The 15,386-nt window shown below is 56.7% G+C and carries 15 protein-coding genes and 1 tRNA gene; 9 read left to right on the top strand and 7 right to left on the bottom strand.

The window, feature by feature from the left end:
• Window positions 1-258 precede the first annotated feature (258 nt).
• Both AU11_RS05055 and AU11_RS05050 read right to left on the bottom strand, forming a co-directional pair.
• A tRNA-Arg gene (locus AU11_RS05055) sits at window positions 259-335 on the bottom strand.
• Between the two features lie 194 nt (window positions 336-529).
• Window positions 530-1,546, bottom strand: coding sequence for a tRNA-dihydrouridine synthase (locus tag AU11_RS05050; protein WP_051686964.1), 1,017 nt, complete (start codon window positions 1,544-1,546; stop codon window positions 530-532).
• Window positions 1,547-1,956: 410 nt separating this feature from the next.
• Between AU11_RS05050 and AU11_RS05045 the strand changes: the two genes are divergently transcribed.
• The 5 genes from AU11_RS05045 (at window position 1,957) to AU11_RS05025 (ending at window position 6,787) form a co-directional block, all read left to right on the top strand.
• The gene (locus AU11_RS05045; protein ID WP_043316951.1) at window positions 1,957-2,205 is read left to right on the top strand and encodes an OadG family protein; all 249 of its coding nucleotides are present in this window, start codon (window positions 1,957-1,959) and stop codon (window positions 2,203-2,205) included.
• A gap of 125 nt (window positions 2,206-2,330) precedes the next feature.
• Entirely contained in the window at window positions 2,331-4,151 is a 1,821-nt protein-coding gene (gene oadA, locus AU11_RS05040; protein ID WP_043316949.1) for a sodium-extruding oxaloacetate decarboxylase subunit alpha, read from the top strand.
• Window positions 4,152-4,162: 11 nt separating this feature from the next.
• Window positions 4,163-5,476, top strand: a complete 1,314-nt coding sequence (locus AU11_RS05035; RefSeq protein ID WP_043316947.1) for a sodium ion-translocating decarboxylase subunit beta — start codon at window positions 4,163-4,165, stop codon at window positions 5,474-5,476.
• Between the two features lie 170 nt (window positions 5,477-5,646).
• Window positions 5,647-6,438: a co-chaperone DjlA gene (gene djlA / locus AU11_RS05030; RefSeq protein WP_043316944.1), complete on the top strand. Its 792-nt coding sequence runs from the start codon at window positions 5,647-5,649 to the stop codon at window positions 6,436-6,438.
• Between the two features lie 43 nt (window positions 6,439-6,481).
• The gene (locus AU11_RS05025; protein ID WP_043316942.1) at window positions 6,482-6,787 is read left to right on the top strand and encodes a BolA family transcriptional regulator; all 306 of its coding nucleotides are present in this window, start codon (window positions 6,482-6,484) and stop codon (window positions 6,785-6,787) included.
• Between the two features lie 101 nt (window positions 6,788-6,888).
• Here AU11_RS05025 and AU11_RS18245 read toward each other — a convergent pair whose 3' ends face one another.
• On the bottom strand, window positions 6,889-7,128 hold the full coding sequence (locus tag AU11_RS18245) for a hypothetical protein (RefSeq protein ID WP_156035139.1): 240 nt from the start codon (window positions 7,126-7,128) through the stop codon (window positions 6,889-6,891).
• 73 nt (window positions 7,129-7,201) lie between these two features.
• Here AU11_RS18245 and AU11_RS05020 point away from each other — a divergent pair, with 73 nt between their 5' ends.
• The 3 genes from AU11_RS05020 (at window position 7,202) to AU11_RS05010 (ending at window position 9,366) form a co-directional block, all read left to right on the top strand.
• Window positions 7,202-7,963: an OmpW family protein gene (locus AU11_RS05020; protein ID WP_043316940.1), complete on the top strand. Its 762-nt coding sequence runs from the start codon at window positions 7,202-7,204 to the stop codon at window positions 7,961-7,963.
• A gap of 105 nt (window positions 7,964-8,068) precedes the next feature.
• A complete protein-coding gene (locus AU11_RS05015; protein ID WP_043316938.1) occupies window positions 8,069-9,046 on the top strand; it encodes a DnaJ C-terminal domain-containing protein in 978 nt (325 codons plus the stop codon).
• On the top strand, window positions 9,043-9,366 hold the full coding sequence (locus AU11_RS05010) for a chaperone modulator CbpM (RefSeq protein ID WP_231491549.1): 324 nt from the start codon (window positions 9,043-9,045) through the stop codon (window positions 9,364-9,366). Before AU11_RS05015 ends, AU11_RS05010 begins: the two co-directional genes overlap by 4 nt.
• A gap of 15 nt (window positions 9,367-9,381) precedes the next feature.
• Here AU11_RS05010 and AU11_RS05005 read toward each other — a convergent pair whose 3' ends face one another.
• From AU11_RS05005 to recQ, 3 genes are all read right to left on the bottom strand, one after another.
• Window positions 9,382-10,371, bottom strand: coding sequence for a calcium/sodium antiporter (locus AU11_RS05005; protein WP_043316936.1), 990 nt, complete (start codon window positions 10,369-10,371; stop codon window positions 9,382-9,384).
• Between the two features lie 236 nt (window positions 10,372-10,607).
• On the bottom strand, window positions 10,608-11,960 hold the full coding sequence (locus AU11_RS05000) for a serine hydrolase (protein ID WP_043316934.1): 1,353 nt from the start codon (window positions 11,958-11,960) through the stop codon (window positions 10,608-10,610).
• Window positions 11,961-12,061: 101 nt separating this feature from the next.
• Window positions 12,062-13,915, bottom strand: coding sequence for a DNA helicase RecQ (gene recQ / locus AU11_RS04995; protein ID WP_051686963.1), 1,854 nt, complete (start codon window positions 13,913-13,915; stop codon window positions 12,062-12,064).
• 164 nt (window positions 13,916-14,079) lie between these two features.
• Here recQ and AU11_RS04990 point away from each other — a divergent pair, with 164 nt between their 5' ends.
• Window positions 14,080-14,544: a hypothetical protein gene (locus AU11_RS04990; RefSeq protein WP_156035137.1), complete on the top strand. Its 465-nt coding sequence runs from the start codon at window positions 14,080-14,082 to the stop codon at window positions 14,542-14,544.
• A gap of 27 nt (window positions 14,545-14,571) precedes the next feature.
• Here AU11_RS04990 and AU11_RS04985 read toward each other — a convergent pair whose 3' ends face one another.
• On the bottom strand, window positions 14,572-15,375 hold the full coding sequence (locus AU11_RS04985) for a glutaminyl-peptide cyclotransferase (RefSeq protein WP_043316928.1): 804 nt from the start codon (window positions 15,373-15,375) through the stop codon (window positions 14,572-14,574).
• Window positions 15,376-15,386: the final 11 nt, after the last annotated feature.

Genomic DNA, 15,386 nt, shown 5'->3' with positions numbered 1-15,386 from the left:
TGACATATTCCGCAATGTTGTTCACTTGAGTAATTCTGTGGCGGTATCGCCACCTTCGCTCTCAGTTTTGTGAGGTGAACAGCATTGGGCCATGACGGGGCATTTCTTTATCAGATTACGTCTGGCGGAAAAGGTTTTATTTTCCGGTTCCTGACTAAGGATAGCTGACGGGTGCGTCAAATTTGGAAAAATTGAGCCGGGGAGCAGAGAGCGGAAAAGAAAAAGCCCCGAACTCTTGCGAGTTCAGGGCCTCTTGTATGGCGCGCTCGGGAGGATTCGAACCTCCGACCGCCTGGTTCGTAGCCAGGTACTCTATCCAGCTGAGCTACGAGCGCGTCGTTGTGGTTGCGAACTATAGTGACTTGCCTTGGCTTCGTCAACATTTTTTTAAAAAGATTTTTTAAAAACTCTTTAAAAATCCGCAAGTTACCGAGCTTTTGCTGCTGGCCGAAACCTTTGCTTCAGCTCGATAGGGCGCGCATTCTGCCGTGCCTTCTGTACCAATGCAAGCAGTTTTTTGGGATTTTTCTTACGAAGCCAGTTGATCCTGTAATTCCGTCCCGGATTGGTCTAGATGCTGAGCAAATGCCCACTCCAGAATCTCCGGATCCCGGTGGCGTTTGATCTGCTCAAAGAACACCTGCGCCTGCGGAAAGCTCAGCTTCAGATAGGCCAGCCACTGCTTGACCCGATTACCCAGGTATTTGGCGGGATAGATATCCTTGGTGGTGGTGTAGTACTCATAGAGGATACTGGCGACCTCGGGCCAGGTGAGGGGCGTCACCTTGTCTCCGGCGCAGAGCGCCCGAATCTGCAGGCCGATGTCCGGGCGCGCCAACAGGCTGCGGCCAAACATATAAGCGTCACAGCCGGTAACCTCGCGGCAGCGCTGGAAGTCTGCCAGCGTCCACAAATCGCCATTCGCTATCACGGGAATGTCCAGGGCCTGGCGAATTTCACCGATGTACTCCCAATAGGCCGGTGGCCGATAGCCATCGACTTTCGAGCGGGCGTGTACGGCCAGTTCCGACGCACCTCCGGCTTCCGCCGCGCGGGCGTTGTCCATATAGGCACTGCGGTCTTCGAACCCCAGGCGGATTTTCGCCGATACCGGGATCTCTGGGGGCACCGCCTGGCGCACTGCGGCCACAACCGCTTCCACCCGCGATGGTGATTTCAACAGGCAGGCACCGCCATCACTGTTGTTCACCTGTTTGGCCGGGCACCCGAAGTTGAGATCGATTGCGGTTGCGCCCGCTTCTACCGCACGGATCGCGTTGAATGCCATCGCGGTGGGATTGCCCCCCAGCAGCTGCAATTTCACTGGTGTGCCCGTTGGCGTTACTGCCCCCTGGTTCAGCTCCGGGCACAGGCGGGTAAATACGCGCCGTGGCAGTTTGGTATGGGTTACGCGCACAAACTCTGTGACACACACATCCACGCCCCCAATCTTTGACAGCAGGGCACGGACATGGTGGTCGATCACGCCTTCCATAGGGGCCTGATAGATCAAGGGCGTCTTGGTTTGAGCTGATTCTGTGTTCATGGATGGCAAAAATGGTCCGTGCGTACAACTTGGAATTGGCTAAGCGCACGCATTGTACGAGAAAACCTTCTGCCTGGTTAGATATTGCGCAGTGCCGCAGGCGCTAGCTGGAGAGTCACAGGTGGCGGGCCCAACAGGCGACGCCGGGGCGGACCTGCGGGGCTAACTGGTCGAATCTGGCAGGCAAATTGGTCGAAATAGAGGGTTTTGTCGCGGTTCTTGGTTGCTTCTGTAACTAATAAGTGTTTGATTTTGAAAGGTTCTTTTACTGATAATATCGCCCGCTCGAATGCAGGTTGCGGAGATCTGCACAATAAGACTGGTATCGCTAGGCCAGGACACTACCTGAGTCCGCTATACAACCAGAGCAATAACCAGAGTAATAAAAGCAACGAAGCGAGGGGGTTACCGTGCAAGACGCACTACTGCAGCAAGGACTGGACATCACACTGTTCGGCATGGGAATCGTATTTACATTTCTGCTGCTGTTGGTGATCTGTACCACGGTCATGTCCCGTGTCATGACGCGCTTCTTCCCCGAGCCCGAACCCGTTGCCGCGCCTTCTCCGGCGTCCGCCCCCCAATCCCCCGCCGGCGATCAACGCCTGCGCAAAATTATCCAGGCTGCTATCGAGCAGCACCGTAACCGTCGCAAATAATTTGCGAAACGTTGCGCCGGAGCTGTGTGCCGGCTTGCCGCGCGGAATCACTGCTCGCGTGGACTCGCGGATAAAAGCAACACCAATTTTCATTTGCCAAGATCAATTTTGAAGAGAGACCACCTATGACTGAGGTTAACTCTTTAGTTAAAAAATCCCCGCTCGGAATTACCGACGTAGTTCTGCGTGACGCCCACCAGTCCCTGTTCGCCACCCGCTTGCGGTTGGACGACATGCTACCCATTGCGGAAAAGCTGGATAAGGTCGGTTTCTGGTCTCTCGAATCCTGGGGTGGCGCCACCTTTGATGCCTGTATCCGTTATTTGGGTGAGGACCCCTGGGAGCGCATTCGTGAACTGAAAAAGGCCATGCCCAATACTCCGCAGCAGATGTTGTTCCGCGGTCAGAATATTTTGGGCTACCGCCACTATGCGGATGACGTGGTGGAAAAATTTGTCGAGCGAGCGGCCACCAACGGCGTGGATGTTTTCCGCGTGTTCGATGCCATGAACGATATGCGAAACCTGAAGACTGCACTGGCGGCGGTGAAGAAGCAGGGTAAGCATGCACAAGGCACCATCTCTTATACCGTGAGCCCTGTGCACAACATGGACATGTGGGTTGATCTGGGACGCCAGATTGAAGATATGGGGGCGGACTCCATTGCCATTAAAGATATGGCCGGCCTGCTGCGCCCCTACGAAGGCTACGAGCTGGTCTCCAAGCTGAAAGCGGCCGTGGATATTCCCATCCATATGCAGTGCCACGCCACTACGGGCCTTTCGACGGCCACCGCACTGAAGTGTGTGGAAGCCGGTATCGATAATATCGATACCGCAATATCTTCCATGTCCATGACCTATGGACACAGCCCCACCGAGGCAGTTGTGGCGATCCTCGAAGGCACCGATCGTGATACCGGTCTGGACATCAATCTGTTGGAAGAAATCGCGGCTTACTTCCGTGAGGTCCGCAAAAAGTACGCGAAATTCGAAGGCTCCCTGCGCGGCGTGGACTCCCGTATTCTGGTAGCGCAGGTGCCCGGTGGTATGTTGACCAACATGGAAAATCAGCTGCGCGAGCAGGGCGCCGGCGATCGTCTGGACGAGGTACTGGAAGAGATTCCCCGCGTGCGCAAAGATCTCGGTTACATCCCGCTGGTCACGCCGACTTCGCAGATCGTGGGTACTCAGTCCGTGCTTAACGTATTGACGGGCGAGCGGTACAAGTCCATTTCCAAAGAAACCGCCGCAGTATTGAAAGGTGAGTATGGCGCGACCCCGGCGGAAGTGAATAAAGAGCTGCAGGACAAAGTGCTCGACGGTGGTGAACCGGTAACCTGTCGCCCGGCGGATCTGATTGCCCCGGAGCTGGACAAGCTGGCTGCAGAGTTAAAGCAGAAATCTGCAGAAGACGATATTGCACTGACCGATGGCGATGGTGAGATCGACGATGTGCTGACTTACGCACTTTTCCCGCAGATCGGTCTGAAATTCCTCAAGAACCGCGGCGATGCCTCTGCCTTCGAACCGGTACCCACTGGCAATGAGTCCAGCGAAGTCAAAAATGACCAAGGCGAATCGGTGTACACGGTTTCCGTGGAAGGCGAAAGTTATACCGTCACCGTGGCTGACGGCGGCGATGTCACCGGTATGGTGAAAGTGGGTGGCGCAGCCCCGGTCGGCTCTGCGGGTTCATCACCCGCTGAGGGCTCTTCACCCGCTGAGGGCTCAGGCGAGCCGGTAAAAGCGCCGTTGGCAGGTAATATCTTCAAGGTGCTGGTAAAACCCGGTGACCAGGTCGCGGAAGGCCAGAACATCGTGATTCTGGAAGCCATGAAAATGGAAACGGCCGTCAGTGCCCCCCGCGCCGGTAGCGTAACCGGTGTCACCATTAAAGAAGGTGACTCTGTGGCGGTGGGCGATAGCCTGCTAACCATCGCGTAACGGGGGCCACTGTGGAAAATTTAACGAACCTCTGGCTTTCATCCGGCGCCAACCAGATGACCATCGGCCAGTTCTCCATGATTGTGGTGTGCCTTGGTCTGCTGTTCCTGGCCATTCGCAAAAACTTTGAGCCGCTGTTGCTGGTACCGATCGGTTTCGGCGGTATTCTGGCAAATATCCCTGGGGCAAACCTGGCACTACCTGCGGTAGAAGCTGCGATTGCCTCCGGTGATGCGGGTGTTCTGGCGCAGCTGTCACAGGCGCTCGGCCTTGGTGCCTCGGAATCCATCGAAAGCCTCAAGGCCGCTCTGGAAAGCGCACCGGCCGCTGCCGCAGAGCGAGCCTCCCAGATCGCTGCGGATGCGGGTTTCTCCAATGGCATGTTGTACAACTTCTATAACGTTGCCATTGCCTCCGGTGTAGCGCCACTGGTGATCTTTATGGGCGTTGGTGCCATGACCGATTTCGGTCCTCTGTTGGCCAATCCTCGCACCTTGTTTCTGGGTGCCGCGGCGCAGTTTGGTATCTTCGCAACGGTACTGGGCGCGGTGGCCATGTCCGCCGCTGGCATTATGGATTTCTCTATCGCTGACGCGGCCGCTATCGGCATCATCGGTGGTGCGGACGGCCCGACGGCAATTTACGTTTCCAGTCTGCTGGCACCTGACCTGCTGGGTGCGATTGCGGTAGCCGCCTATTCCTATATGGCGCTGGTACCCCTGATTCAGCCTCCCATTATGCGTGCCCTGACCACGGAGCAGGAGCGTCGAATTGAAATGGTGCAACTGCGGCATGTGAGCAAGCGCGAGAAAATCGTTTTCCCGCTGGTGCTACTGATCCTGGTAGCGCTTTTCCTGCCGGATGCAGCACCGCTGTTGGGTATGTTCTGCTTTGGTAATCTGATGCGTGAGTGCGGAGTGGTTTCCCGATTGTCGGATACGGCACAGAATGCGCTCATCAATATCACCACCATTTTTCTGGGGCTCTCTGTGGGTTCCAAACTGGCGGCGGACAAATTCCTTGACCCGAAAACCCTCGGTATCCTTGCGCTGGGTATCGTTGCTTTTGCCATTGGCACCGCGGCGGGTGTTCTGATGGCGAAGCTCATGAATACCGTGAGTAAGAACAAGGTCAATCCTCTGATCGGTTCTGCCGGTGTTTCAGCGGTGCCTATGGCGGCGCGTGTATCCAATAAACTGGGCCTGGAGGCAAATCCGCACAATTTCCTGTTGATGCACGCCATGGGGCCAAATGTGGCCGGTGTAATCGGTTCCGCAGTGGCGGCAGGTGTGATGATCACCATGGTGCGCGCCATGACCGGCTGATGTGGTCGGACCGAGTGTGTCCAGAGCGGTTTTTTTATGGCTGAATGAACTTCCGTGACCGATCAGTTCCTGTTTGCTGGCGCAAAATAGGGGCGCAGCGCCCCCCGTGGTAAGATGGCCGCCGTTTTTACGGTCAGTGGCGCCAGTGCAGGTGTCGGGAAGGAGAAGTTATGTCCTGGTTGGGAGCGGGTATCGGTGCCGGTATTGGCATGATGTTTGGCGGTCCTATCGGTGCGGCCCTGGGGGCCTGGGTGGGGAGTTCTTTTGGCTCCGGCCTGAAAAAGCTCAGTGAAGCCGGTATCCCGCTTAACCGCGAAGGCGCTCAGACGGTATTTATCGTTGCTCTGTTTTCGATGCTGGCGAAAATGGCCAAGGCGGACGGCCAGGTTTCCAAAGCCGAAGTTCAATTGATCGACGACTTCATCAACAACAATCTGCGCCTGAATGCGGAGGACCGCCAACAGGCGATCAAGATATTTCAGAATGCCAAATCGGATCAGTATTCGATCTACGACTACGCACGCCAGTACCGTCAGCTGATCCGCAATCAGGCCATGCGGGAAATGGTTTACCGCCTGCTTTTTGCCGTAGCGTTTGCCGACGGAGAGCTACATCCGGCGGAAGAGCAGATCCTGCGACGGATTCCTGAAGAGCTTGGCTTACACGCCTCCATATTTACGGCCATGTTCAATGAGTTCGGGCATGGTGCTGGGCCTGCGGCCAGCGGTGACAGCCTCAAGGCACATTACGACATACTGGAATGCAGCCCGGACGCGAGTGATCGCGAGCTGAAGCTGGCTTACCGTCGGAAGGCGGCGGAATTTCACCCGGACAAGATTGCCTCCAAAGGGCTGCCGGAAGAATTCATGCGCCATGCGGAAGATCAGATGAAAAGCGTGACAGTGGCTTACGATACGATTGTTGCAGCACGCAAGCGCCAGGCCGAAGTAAATCAGGCCTGATTCATATCTTGAGAGTTAGTGAGTGTTGGATAGAGGAGCAGGTATGTCTCTTGCGCAGCAGATTCAGGAAAAGCTGACGGCAGCCTTTGAACCATCCCATATCGAAGTGCAGTGTGAAAGCCATATGCACAATGTGCCGGAAGGTTCTGAAATGCACTTCCGTGTTGTGCTGGTCAGTGAGGCGCTGAAGGGGCTGCGAAAAGTGCAGCGGCACCAGAAAGTATACGGCGTACTGGCCGAAGAAATGGCGGGCCCCATTCACGCGCTGGCCCTGCATCTTTACACCGGAGAGGAGTGGCAAGGACAGGCTCCGGACAGCCCTCAGTGTCTTGGTGGCGGAAAAAAATAAAGATTTCCCCGCCAATTTTTGCTTTCTCAACACTTCTTTACGCTTGCGATTTTTCTGTTTGTGGGACCTGAATGTCGCCTGAATGACTGACGGAAAATTTCCTATTTCCCTGCAGCGCCCATTGCTTTTCTGAAACAGTTGGCGCATACCGCCTCTTTTTCCTCCCGTCTGGCGGCGAAAATTTCTTTTTTGTCGCCATTTCCCTCCTGCGCATTTGTGTCTTCTTTCGGGTTACGTCTTCCGCCTGGCGTATCACTTTGGTTTATTGATGAAGGTGGCGACGGAATCGCGCAAAAGTTCCACAAGTGAAGATTTTTTTCGGTTGTTTTTTCTACAGCCACTCACAGGCGTGTCTAGACTGACAAGTGATTGGGTTAATTGCTGTTTAATTTGCCGAATACGATGGAGTTCTCAATGAAAATGACACGCGTTCTGACACCGCTTGCAATCGCTGTAGCTGCTTTGGTTAATGCCCAGCAGGCTTCTGCTGATTGGTTGAGCGATGGAGATTTTATTGTACGTGTTGGTGCCAGCTGGGTAGATCCTAACGACGATGACGATCAGTTCCGTCTGAGCGATCGCTACAGCACTGCAAAGTTTGATGTCGATTCCGACACCACCTGGAATATTTCCGGTGCGTGGCTGCCGGTCGAGCATTGGGGTGTAGAACTGATGTATATCGGTTCAACCCAGCACGATCTGGACATTGAAGATATTCGCTACGGCGATATCACTTACCACACTGACCGCTACCGCGTAGGCAGCTTCGATGCCAGCTATGCGAATGCGTTCCTGAACTGGTATCCGCTGAGCCGCGACTGCATGGGCCAGCCCTACATCGGCATTGGTGTGAACTACACCGATTTCAGTGATGAGCATCTGCGCGGTGAATTCCGCGACGATATCAACAACTGGGAACCGGATCTGGGCATCCGCGATGTGGATTACGGCCTGGGTCACTCCTGGGGTATTGCTGGTCAGCTGGGTGTGGACTTCCGCTTTGGCCGTGACAGCGCCTTCCTGGTAAATGCCGCGGTACTGTACATCGACGCCGACACCGATCTGACCACCTACTACACCGATACCACTCTGCCGCGTAATCCGCGCCTGAGCGTATCCGACGACGTAGATTACAGCCCCTGGGTATTCAACCTGGGTGTTGGTTACTCCTTCTGATCACTTATTGTGATTTAGCGAGTAGCGTTCAAGGAAGAACGGAAAAGGGCACCTTCGGGTGCCTTTTTTCATTCATCGATCATCATCGAGAAATGGCAATCGTCCATGGAGTATCGCGACTACTATCAAATTCTGGGTGTAGAGCGCACAGCATCACAGGATGAAATCAAAAAGTCCTATCGCAAGCTGGCGCGTAAATTCCATCCGGATGTGAGTAAAGAGGATGATGCGGAAGATCGCTTCAAGGAAGTGAATGAAGCCTACGAAGTGTTGAAAGACCCGGAAAAGCGTGCCGCATACGACCAACTCGGAAAAAACTGGAATAGCGGTGAAGATTTTAATCCGCCGCCTGACTGGGATCAGGGATTTGAGTTTCGCGGGGGAGGCTATACCGAAGCGGACCCGGAAGCCTTCAGCGACTTTTTTGAGAGCCTGTTTGGGCGGGGCGGCTTTCGGCAAAGTGGTTTTCAGGGGGGCGGATTCAGCCGGGGAGGTCAGGCATTCCATGCCCAGGGAGAAAATACTCACGCGCGTATCGCCATTGATATCGAAGATAGCTATCGGGGCAGCAAGCGGCAGATTACGCTCAAGCACTCTGAGTTGGGTGCGGACGGCCGCCCGGTGGTAAAAGAGCGCATGCTTAACGTCACCATTCCCAAGGGGGTTACCGAAGGTCAGCAAATGCGCCTTGCGGGTCAGGGGCAGCCGGGTATTGGCAATGGTAAAGCCGGCGATCTTTATCTCGAAATTGTTTTCAACCCCCACTCCCGATTTAGTGTGGAGGGTAAAACAGTGTATATGGAACTGCCGGTGGCTCCCTGGGAGGCAGCGTTAGGCGCAAAAGTACCTGTGACGACACCGGACGGGGCGCTCAATCTTACCGTGCCGCCAAATAGTAAAAGTGGCAGTAAATTGCGCCTGAAGGGCAAGGGCCTCCCGGCGAAAGAACCGGGAGATTTATTCGTGGTTCTGGATATCGTCACGCCGCCCGCCCACAGTGAGGAAGAGTGCGAGGCCTATCGTCAGTTTCGCGATCATTTCCAGTTTGATCCCCGCCGTTCAGATAGCCGAGGAGGTGCATGACCATGCCATCGGGTAATCAGTCAGAAGACATTCTTGCGGAAGTGCTGGATGAGCACAGCATACTTACTCTGCGAGAGCTGTGTCGCGCCTGCAACCTGAGTGCAGAGCAGGTGCTGGCGATGGTCGAGCAGGGGGTTATTGATGCGCGGGAGGAAGGTACAGGCTTGCGATTTAGTGGTATCTGTGTCCGCCGGGTGCGCCGGGTGTACCGGCTGGAGCGGGATCTTGGGGTAAATCACGCGGGCGCGGCATTGGCATTGGAGCTGTTGGATGAGATTGAACAGCTCCGCGCACGGGTGCGGCGCCTTGAACGCCGCTAGCGTGATTCAATCACGTCAGGTTGCCGCTGCGGTACTGGTGATTTCATAGATCAGGTAGGCGGTGTAGGCAACATAGGCCGTCAGCAGGGCGCCGCCCTCGAACCGATTGATACGCCCCTGTCGTTTGCCGAACCCGTAGCCAAACACAAACAGTGCGATGGTCAGCCCCATCACCATCGGCCAGTCGCGGGTGATAAGTTCATGGGGCACATCGGGCATGGGGGCAATGGTTCCGGCAATGCCCACCACTGCCAACAGGTTAAACATGTTGGAGCCCACCACGTTGCCAATGGCAATATCGTGTTGCCCCTTTTTTGCCGCAACCAGCGTTGCCGCCAGTTCCGGCAATGAGGTCCCCAGTGCAACAATCGTCAGTCCGATGATCAGGTCACTGACGCCCAGCTGATGTGCGATTGTCACGGCCCCCCATACCAGCATGCGGGAGCTGATGATCAGCAGGATCAGGCCCGCTATCACCCAGAAGATCGCCTTGCCCAGCGGCATGTCGTGCTCTTCCAGATTGTCTTGCATGCCACTTTCGATCAGGTCGCCTTTTCCCTTGATTGCGGAATAAATCGACCAGCCAATCACGCCGAAAAAGCCTGCCAGCAGTATCAGCCCCTCGGCTCGGCTCAGGGTCCCATTCCAGAAGAATGCCGCGGTAAGACAGGTAATGATCAACAGCAGGGGCAGTTCCTTGTGGATGATTTTGCTGTTGACGGTAAGCGGAATAAACAGCGCTGTGGCACCGAGGATCAAACCGGTATTGGCAATATTGGAGCCGTAGGCATTGCCCAGTGCCAGGCCCGGGCTGCCGTCCAGCGCCGCCATTGCAGATACCACCATTTCTGGTGCTGAGGTACCAAAGCCCACAATCACCATGCCGATCAGCAGTGGCGGCATTCCCGCGTGCTTGGCAGTGGCGGCAGCACCATCGACGAATCGATCGGCACTCCACATCAGCAGCAGAAATCCGGCAATAATGGCGAGCGAGGCAAGAATCATGGGTTTCCTTGATGTTACTGAATGGCCGTTCACCCGGCTGCGCGACCGGGGGCGTTTGCGGCGCTGAAATTTGGGGGCCGATTGTAACGACATTGGCCGTCGCTTGCAGCGCTAAACCGGGTCTGCGTGTGGTTGGGGGATGAGCAGCGCGGACACCGGGGTTCTTTCTGGGGCTGGCAGGGGCTGGCGCCGGCGGTGCCGTGGTATTCATGGGATATTGCGCGACGGGTATTTACTCAGGGCAGCAGTCGCGCGAAGTTCTTGCCGGTAGGGTAGTCGCCACGGGTCCAGCCGAGGCGAACCACCACGGTTCTGGTGGACGGTGAAATCATTACCGCCTGCTCGCGGTTGCCCAGCATGAAGTAGCTGTCTTCGGGCAGTTCTGGGAATCGCAGGGTTTCACCTCCGCCATTCAACCAGAACTGGTACCCATAGCGTGGTTCGTTTGTGCTGGTATTGGGCTGGCTGGCCGCAGAGACCCAGCCCTCGGGCAGCAGAGGAGCGTCGTTCCAGTCTCCACCATTCAGCATCAGTAAACCAAGGCGCGCCCAGTCTCGGGCGGAGGCATAAATGTAGGAACTCCCCACAAATACGCCACTGGCATCCACCTCAAAGGTGGTGTTGCTCATGGCCAGGGGGGTGAGAATCTGTTGCTGAAAGAAATCCACATTTGTCTGGGGACGCGCGCCCAGCTGGTCATATACCCAGCGAGCAAGAAGATTGGTAGTGCCGGATGAATAGGAAAAATACTCCCCCGGTGGGTGTGCCAGCGGGCTTTGCATGGCAATATCCGATGCACTGTGGGCGCCGAACAGCATTTTAGTGGCATCGCTGCCGGGAGCGTAGGTTTCATCGAAAGCCAGCCCGGAAGTCATCTGTAGCAGGTTTTCCAGGCTTATCCGGCGGCGTTCGTCCTGCCAATGTGGGAACAACGGCGAGGATATGTCTATCTCCGGCTGCACGGCCTGCGACCGGGCAACCAGTATCGCTGTAAGGCTCTTACCCATGGACCAACCGAGCAGTGGTGTCTGTGGGGTAATCTTTTCACCGTAGGATTCTGCAACCAGCTTTCCATCCTGTATCACAACCAGGGCGCGGGTATTGAGCCCTGCGCTGTTGTCCTGCCGGAGAATGTCGTCCAGCGTCTCCTGCAGTGAAGGGATGATATCGGGGGCGGAGTTTCCGTGGGGCCAGGGTGCCTGGGACGCAACTACCGAAGCTACCGTCACCCCGTCCAGTGCGCTCGTATCGCCGATATCCAGTGTGCAGCCGAGACCGGGGCGAAAGGTCGCACTGGTTTCGCCCATTCCCATCAGGGTCGCGGTAACCCGCCCAGCCTGATCGTCGTAATGCAGGTCCAGTAACCGGTTTGCTGGAGAATAGGATGCCAGGTCATTGAGGTTGCGCGTGTGGTCAAAGCCGGAGAGATAGCGCCCGGAACAGGCGAGCTTTGCCCCCATGCCGGTAGAAACCCGCACGGCATTACCCAGCTCGGCTATGGAAAACCCCAGTAGCCGGGGCGCTAGAAGCGCGAGTGCAAGAATTAAAGCCGCGATGACGACAAGGAGGCTCAGAATTATTTTTTTCATTTCGAGTCGACACCTCAACAGCGATCCCTCGGGACCCTTTATTGGTTGTTATTCAGCTTGGCCGCAAATCATTCCCGATATGCCCGCACACGGACAGGTTATTAAGTGTCAGCTTCGGTGACCGTATCAAATTCTGACAACAGCTTGAGAAAGGGGTCACCGAATCGCGCCAGTTTGCTGTCGCCAATGCCGGAAACCGCGAGCATTTCCTGCGCATTGCGCGGCCGGGCGCTAAGCATCTCCCGCAGGGTGGCATCGTGGAATACCACGTAAGGTGGTACACCCAGCTCCTCGGCGATGGATTTACGCAGGTCGCGCAGGGCATCCCACAGAGGTTGATCCTCTTGCGAGATTTCCACCGCCGCGCGCGCGCGGCCGCGCTCCGGAGCACCGGAGTGCTTGGCGGCTTTGGGCAGGGTGCGAAGTTGCACAGATTCTTCTCCGCGCAGTACCGGGCGGCATAGCTCGGTGAGTTGCAGGGCATTGAACGCCTCTGGATTGACCCGAAGGTAGCCGCGTACAACCAGTTGTCGCGCCACTGCGCGCCACTCATTGGCACTGAGGTCGGCGCCGATACCGTAAGTGGAAACCTGATTGTGATGAAACTGTCGAATTTTTTCTGTATCGGCACCCCGTAGTACATCAATCACATGGGCCGCGCCGAAACGTTGACCAGTGCGGTAAATACATGACATCAGCTTGCGGGTCGCTTCGCTGGCATCCCAGGTGACGGGCGGCGTCAGGCAGGTATCGCAATTGCCGCAATCCTCCGATAGTGCCTCATTGAAGTACCGCAACAGGGCGCGGCGCCGGCAGCTGGTGATTTCGCACAGACCCAGCATGGCATCCAGTCGCTGACGCTCCTGGCGCTTGTGTTCTTCACTGCCTTCCGAGGTGCTCGCCATCTGGCTCAGTTTTACCACGTCTTCGAGACCGTAAAGCAGCAGTGCCGATGCCGGCTCCCCATCGCGGCCAGCTCGGCCGGTTTCCTGATAGTAAGCCTCGATACTTTTGGGAAGGTCCAGGTGAGCGACAAAGCGGACATCCGGCTTGTCGATACCCATTCCAAAGGCGATCGTGGCGACCACGATGACGCCCTCCTCACGCAGAAAGCGGCGCTGGTGATCCGCCCGCACCTCGGCGGAGAGGCCCGCATGATAGGGCAGCGCGTTAAAACCCTGTTGTTGCAGCCAGCTCGCAGTGGCTTCTACCTTGTTGCGAGACAGGCAGTAGATCACCCCGGCGTTGCCCTGATGCTCTTCATTGAGAAACTGCAGCAGTTGACGCTTGGGGTTGTTCTTGGCCGCGATTCGATACTGGATATTTGGTCGGTCAAAACTGCTGACAAAATGGCGGGCGTTTTCCAGGTCCAGGCGCCGGGCAATCTCTTTTTGTGTGCGCTGGTCCGCAGTGGCCGTCAGCGCCACCCGCGGTACGGTGGGAAAACGCTCATGCAGACAGGAAAGCTGCAAGTAGTCGGCACGAAAGTCGTGCCCCCACTGGCTGACGCAGTGCGCTTCGTCGATGGCGAATAACGAAATGCGGGCCTGGCCCAGCAGATCCAGGGTTCGCGGCTGCAGCAGGCGTTCTGGCGCCAGATAGAGCAGGTCCAGCTCGCCGCGTAACAGTTGCGCTTCCAGAGCCTGCGCCTGCTGATAGTCCAGGGATGAATTCAGGAAGGCCGCTGCTACCCCCACCGCAGTAAGTGCCTCGACCTGGTCTTGCATCAGGGCGATCAGGGGGGAGATCACTACCCCGCAGCCAGGGCGCGCCAGGGCGGGGATCTGGTAACACAGTGATTTTCCGCCGCCGGTTGGCATCAGGACCAGAGCATCCTGCCCATCCACCAGGGTTTCGATAATGGCTTGTTGGTCACCGCGGAACTCGGTGTAGCCGAAGGTGTGCTCCAAGATGTAACGAGGCGAGGGAGGTGCAGGGGGGGCAGTGTCATTCATGGGCGGCAGTATACCGCCTGAATCTTGTCAGAGGCGAACAGCTTCGGCCACCGGGCACCCCTAAAAAATGGCGCGCCCTGCCACCAGTATGGCGCGCGAATCCTTCAATTAATGCGAACTTGAACTATAATCCGTGCACCGCTGACATAGACAGGGATAATGCTATGCGCGCATCGACAACGACGTCTAAAACAGTTTCCTGTACTTGCGTTACTGCCTTACTGATTGGCCTGGCCGGTTGCGTAAGCTCGGCCCCGGAGCCGATCAATCCGCGCAGTCTTGCCCAATCCGCAGTGGCAGATACCCATCTCGGCTGGAAGCCGGCCCCCGCACACCAGCTCAATTACTCTCTCGCGACGTCTTCGGGCATTGCGCGTATGGAAATGCGCGAGCTACCCGGCGATCTGCAGGCGGTGACTATCGAATTGCCGGGGATGCGAAATGTGGAAGGGGTTCAGTGGCGTGCCGCCAATGGTGACCACGCAATGCTGTTCGACGGCGGTCGCGGTGCGGATGGTGTGACCCTGGAGCGCCGGCAGCGCGGATACCGCCTGCAGGTCCGTGGCCCGGCCCTTGAGATGCTTCGTCCCGGAGGACTTCTGACGGTGATTGATTACTACCGGAACTGACGGATTCCGAGGGCGGATAATCTACCTTCAATTTTCGGGGGCGTCCTGGCTTTCCCGGTCAAATCCAAGCCCGTCGGGGCGAATAAGATAAAGCTTGGGCCACAACTTTCCCGTTACCCACAGCCCGTTGCGCGCTCTATCCCATGCGATACCATTGGCTACGGCGTCCACATGCCGCCGCCCGGGCACGCTGTCATCCTGCAACGCTTTCAGGTCCACCCATCCCTGAACTTCCCCGGAGCCCGGGTCGATAGCGATAATCCGGGTGTCCTGCCAGATATTCGCCCAGATCAATCCGTTTGCGTACTCCAGTTCGTTGAGTCGCGACCAATCTTCCCCGCCGCCGGTCACTTTCAACCGGCGGGTCACCCGGAAGCCATCGGGCGTACGGAAACTGAGTGTGTCGCTGCCGTTGCTCATGATCAGTGACTCGCCGTCGCTGGTGAGTCCCCAACCTTCCCCAGAATAATGCAGCAGGTGTACCAGTTGAAAATTGGCGCGGTCGTAGATCTGCAGTTCACCGGCACGGTAGGTGAGCAGATACAGGTAATTATTGAAAACCGCGAGGCCTTCGGCAAAACGATCGCTTGCCAGCCATTTGCGCCTTACGGGATTGCCGCCGGGATCGGTATACTCCGCGAGCCAGGATCGGCCGTAGAGGCCGCTGCTTTCCAACCAGCGTTCGCCGTCAAAATACAGGCCCTGGGTGAAGTGGTCCGCGGGGCGTGACTTGCTCTCGAGTAGCTGATGCTCCACCAGCCGAGGATAGGGGGTGGCTGCAGCGGAAGCACACAGTGTGAGCAAGAGCAGAGCGGTGAGGGCGGCTTTCATGGTCTGATTCG

It is taken from the genome of Microbulbifer sp. HZ11 (assembly GCF_000708675.1).
Taxonomy (GTDB): Bacteria; Pseudomonadota; Gammaproteobacteria; order Pseudomonadales; family Cellvibrionaceae; genus Microbulbifer.
The sequence above is the reverse complement of the archived record's forward strand: the minus strand, read 5'-3'. Positions and strand labels throughout refer to the sequence as shown.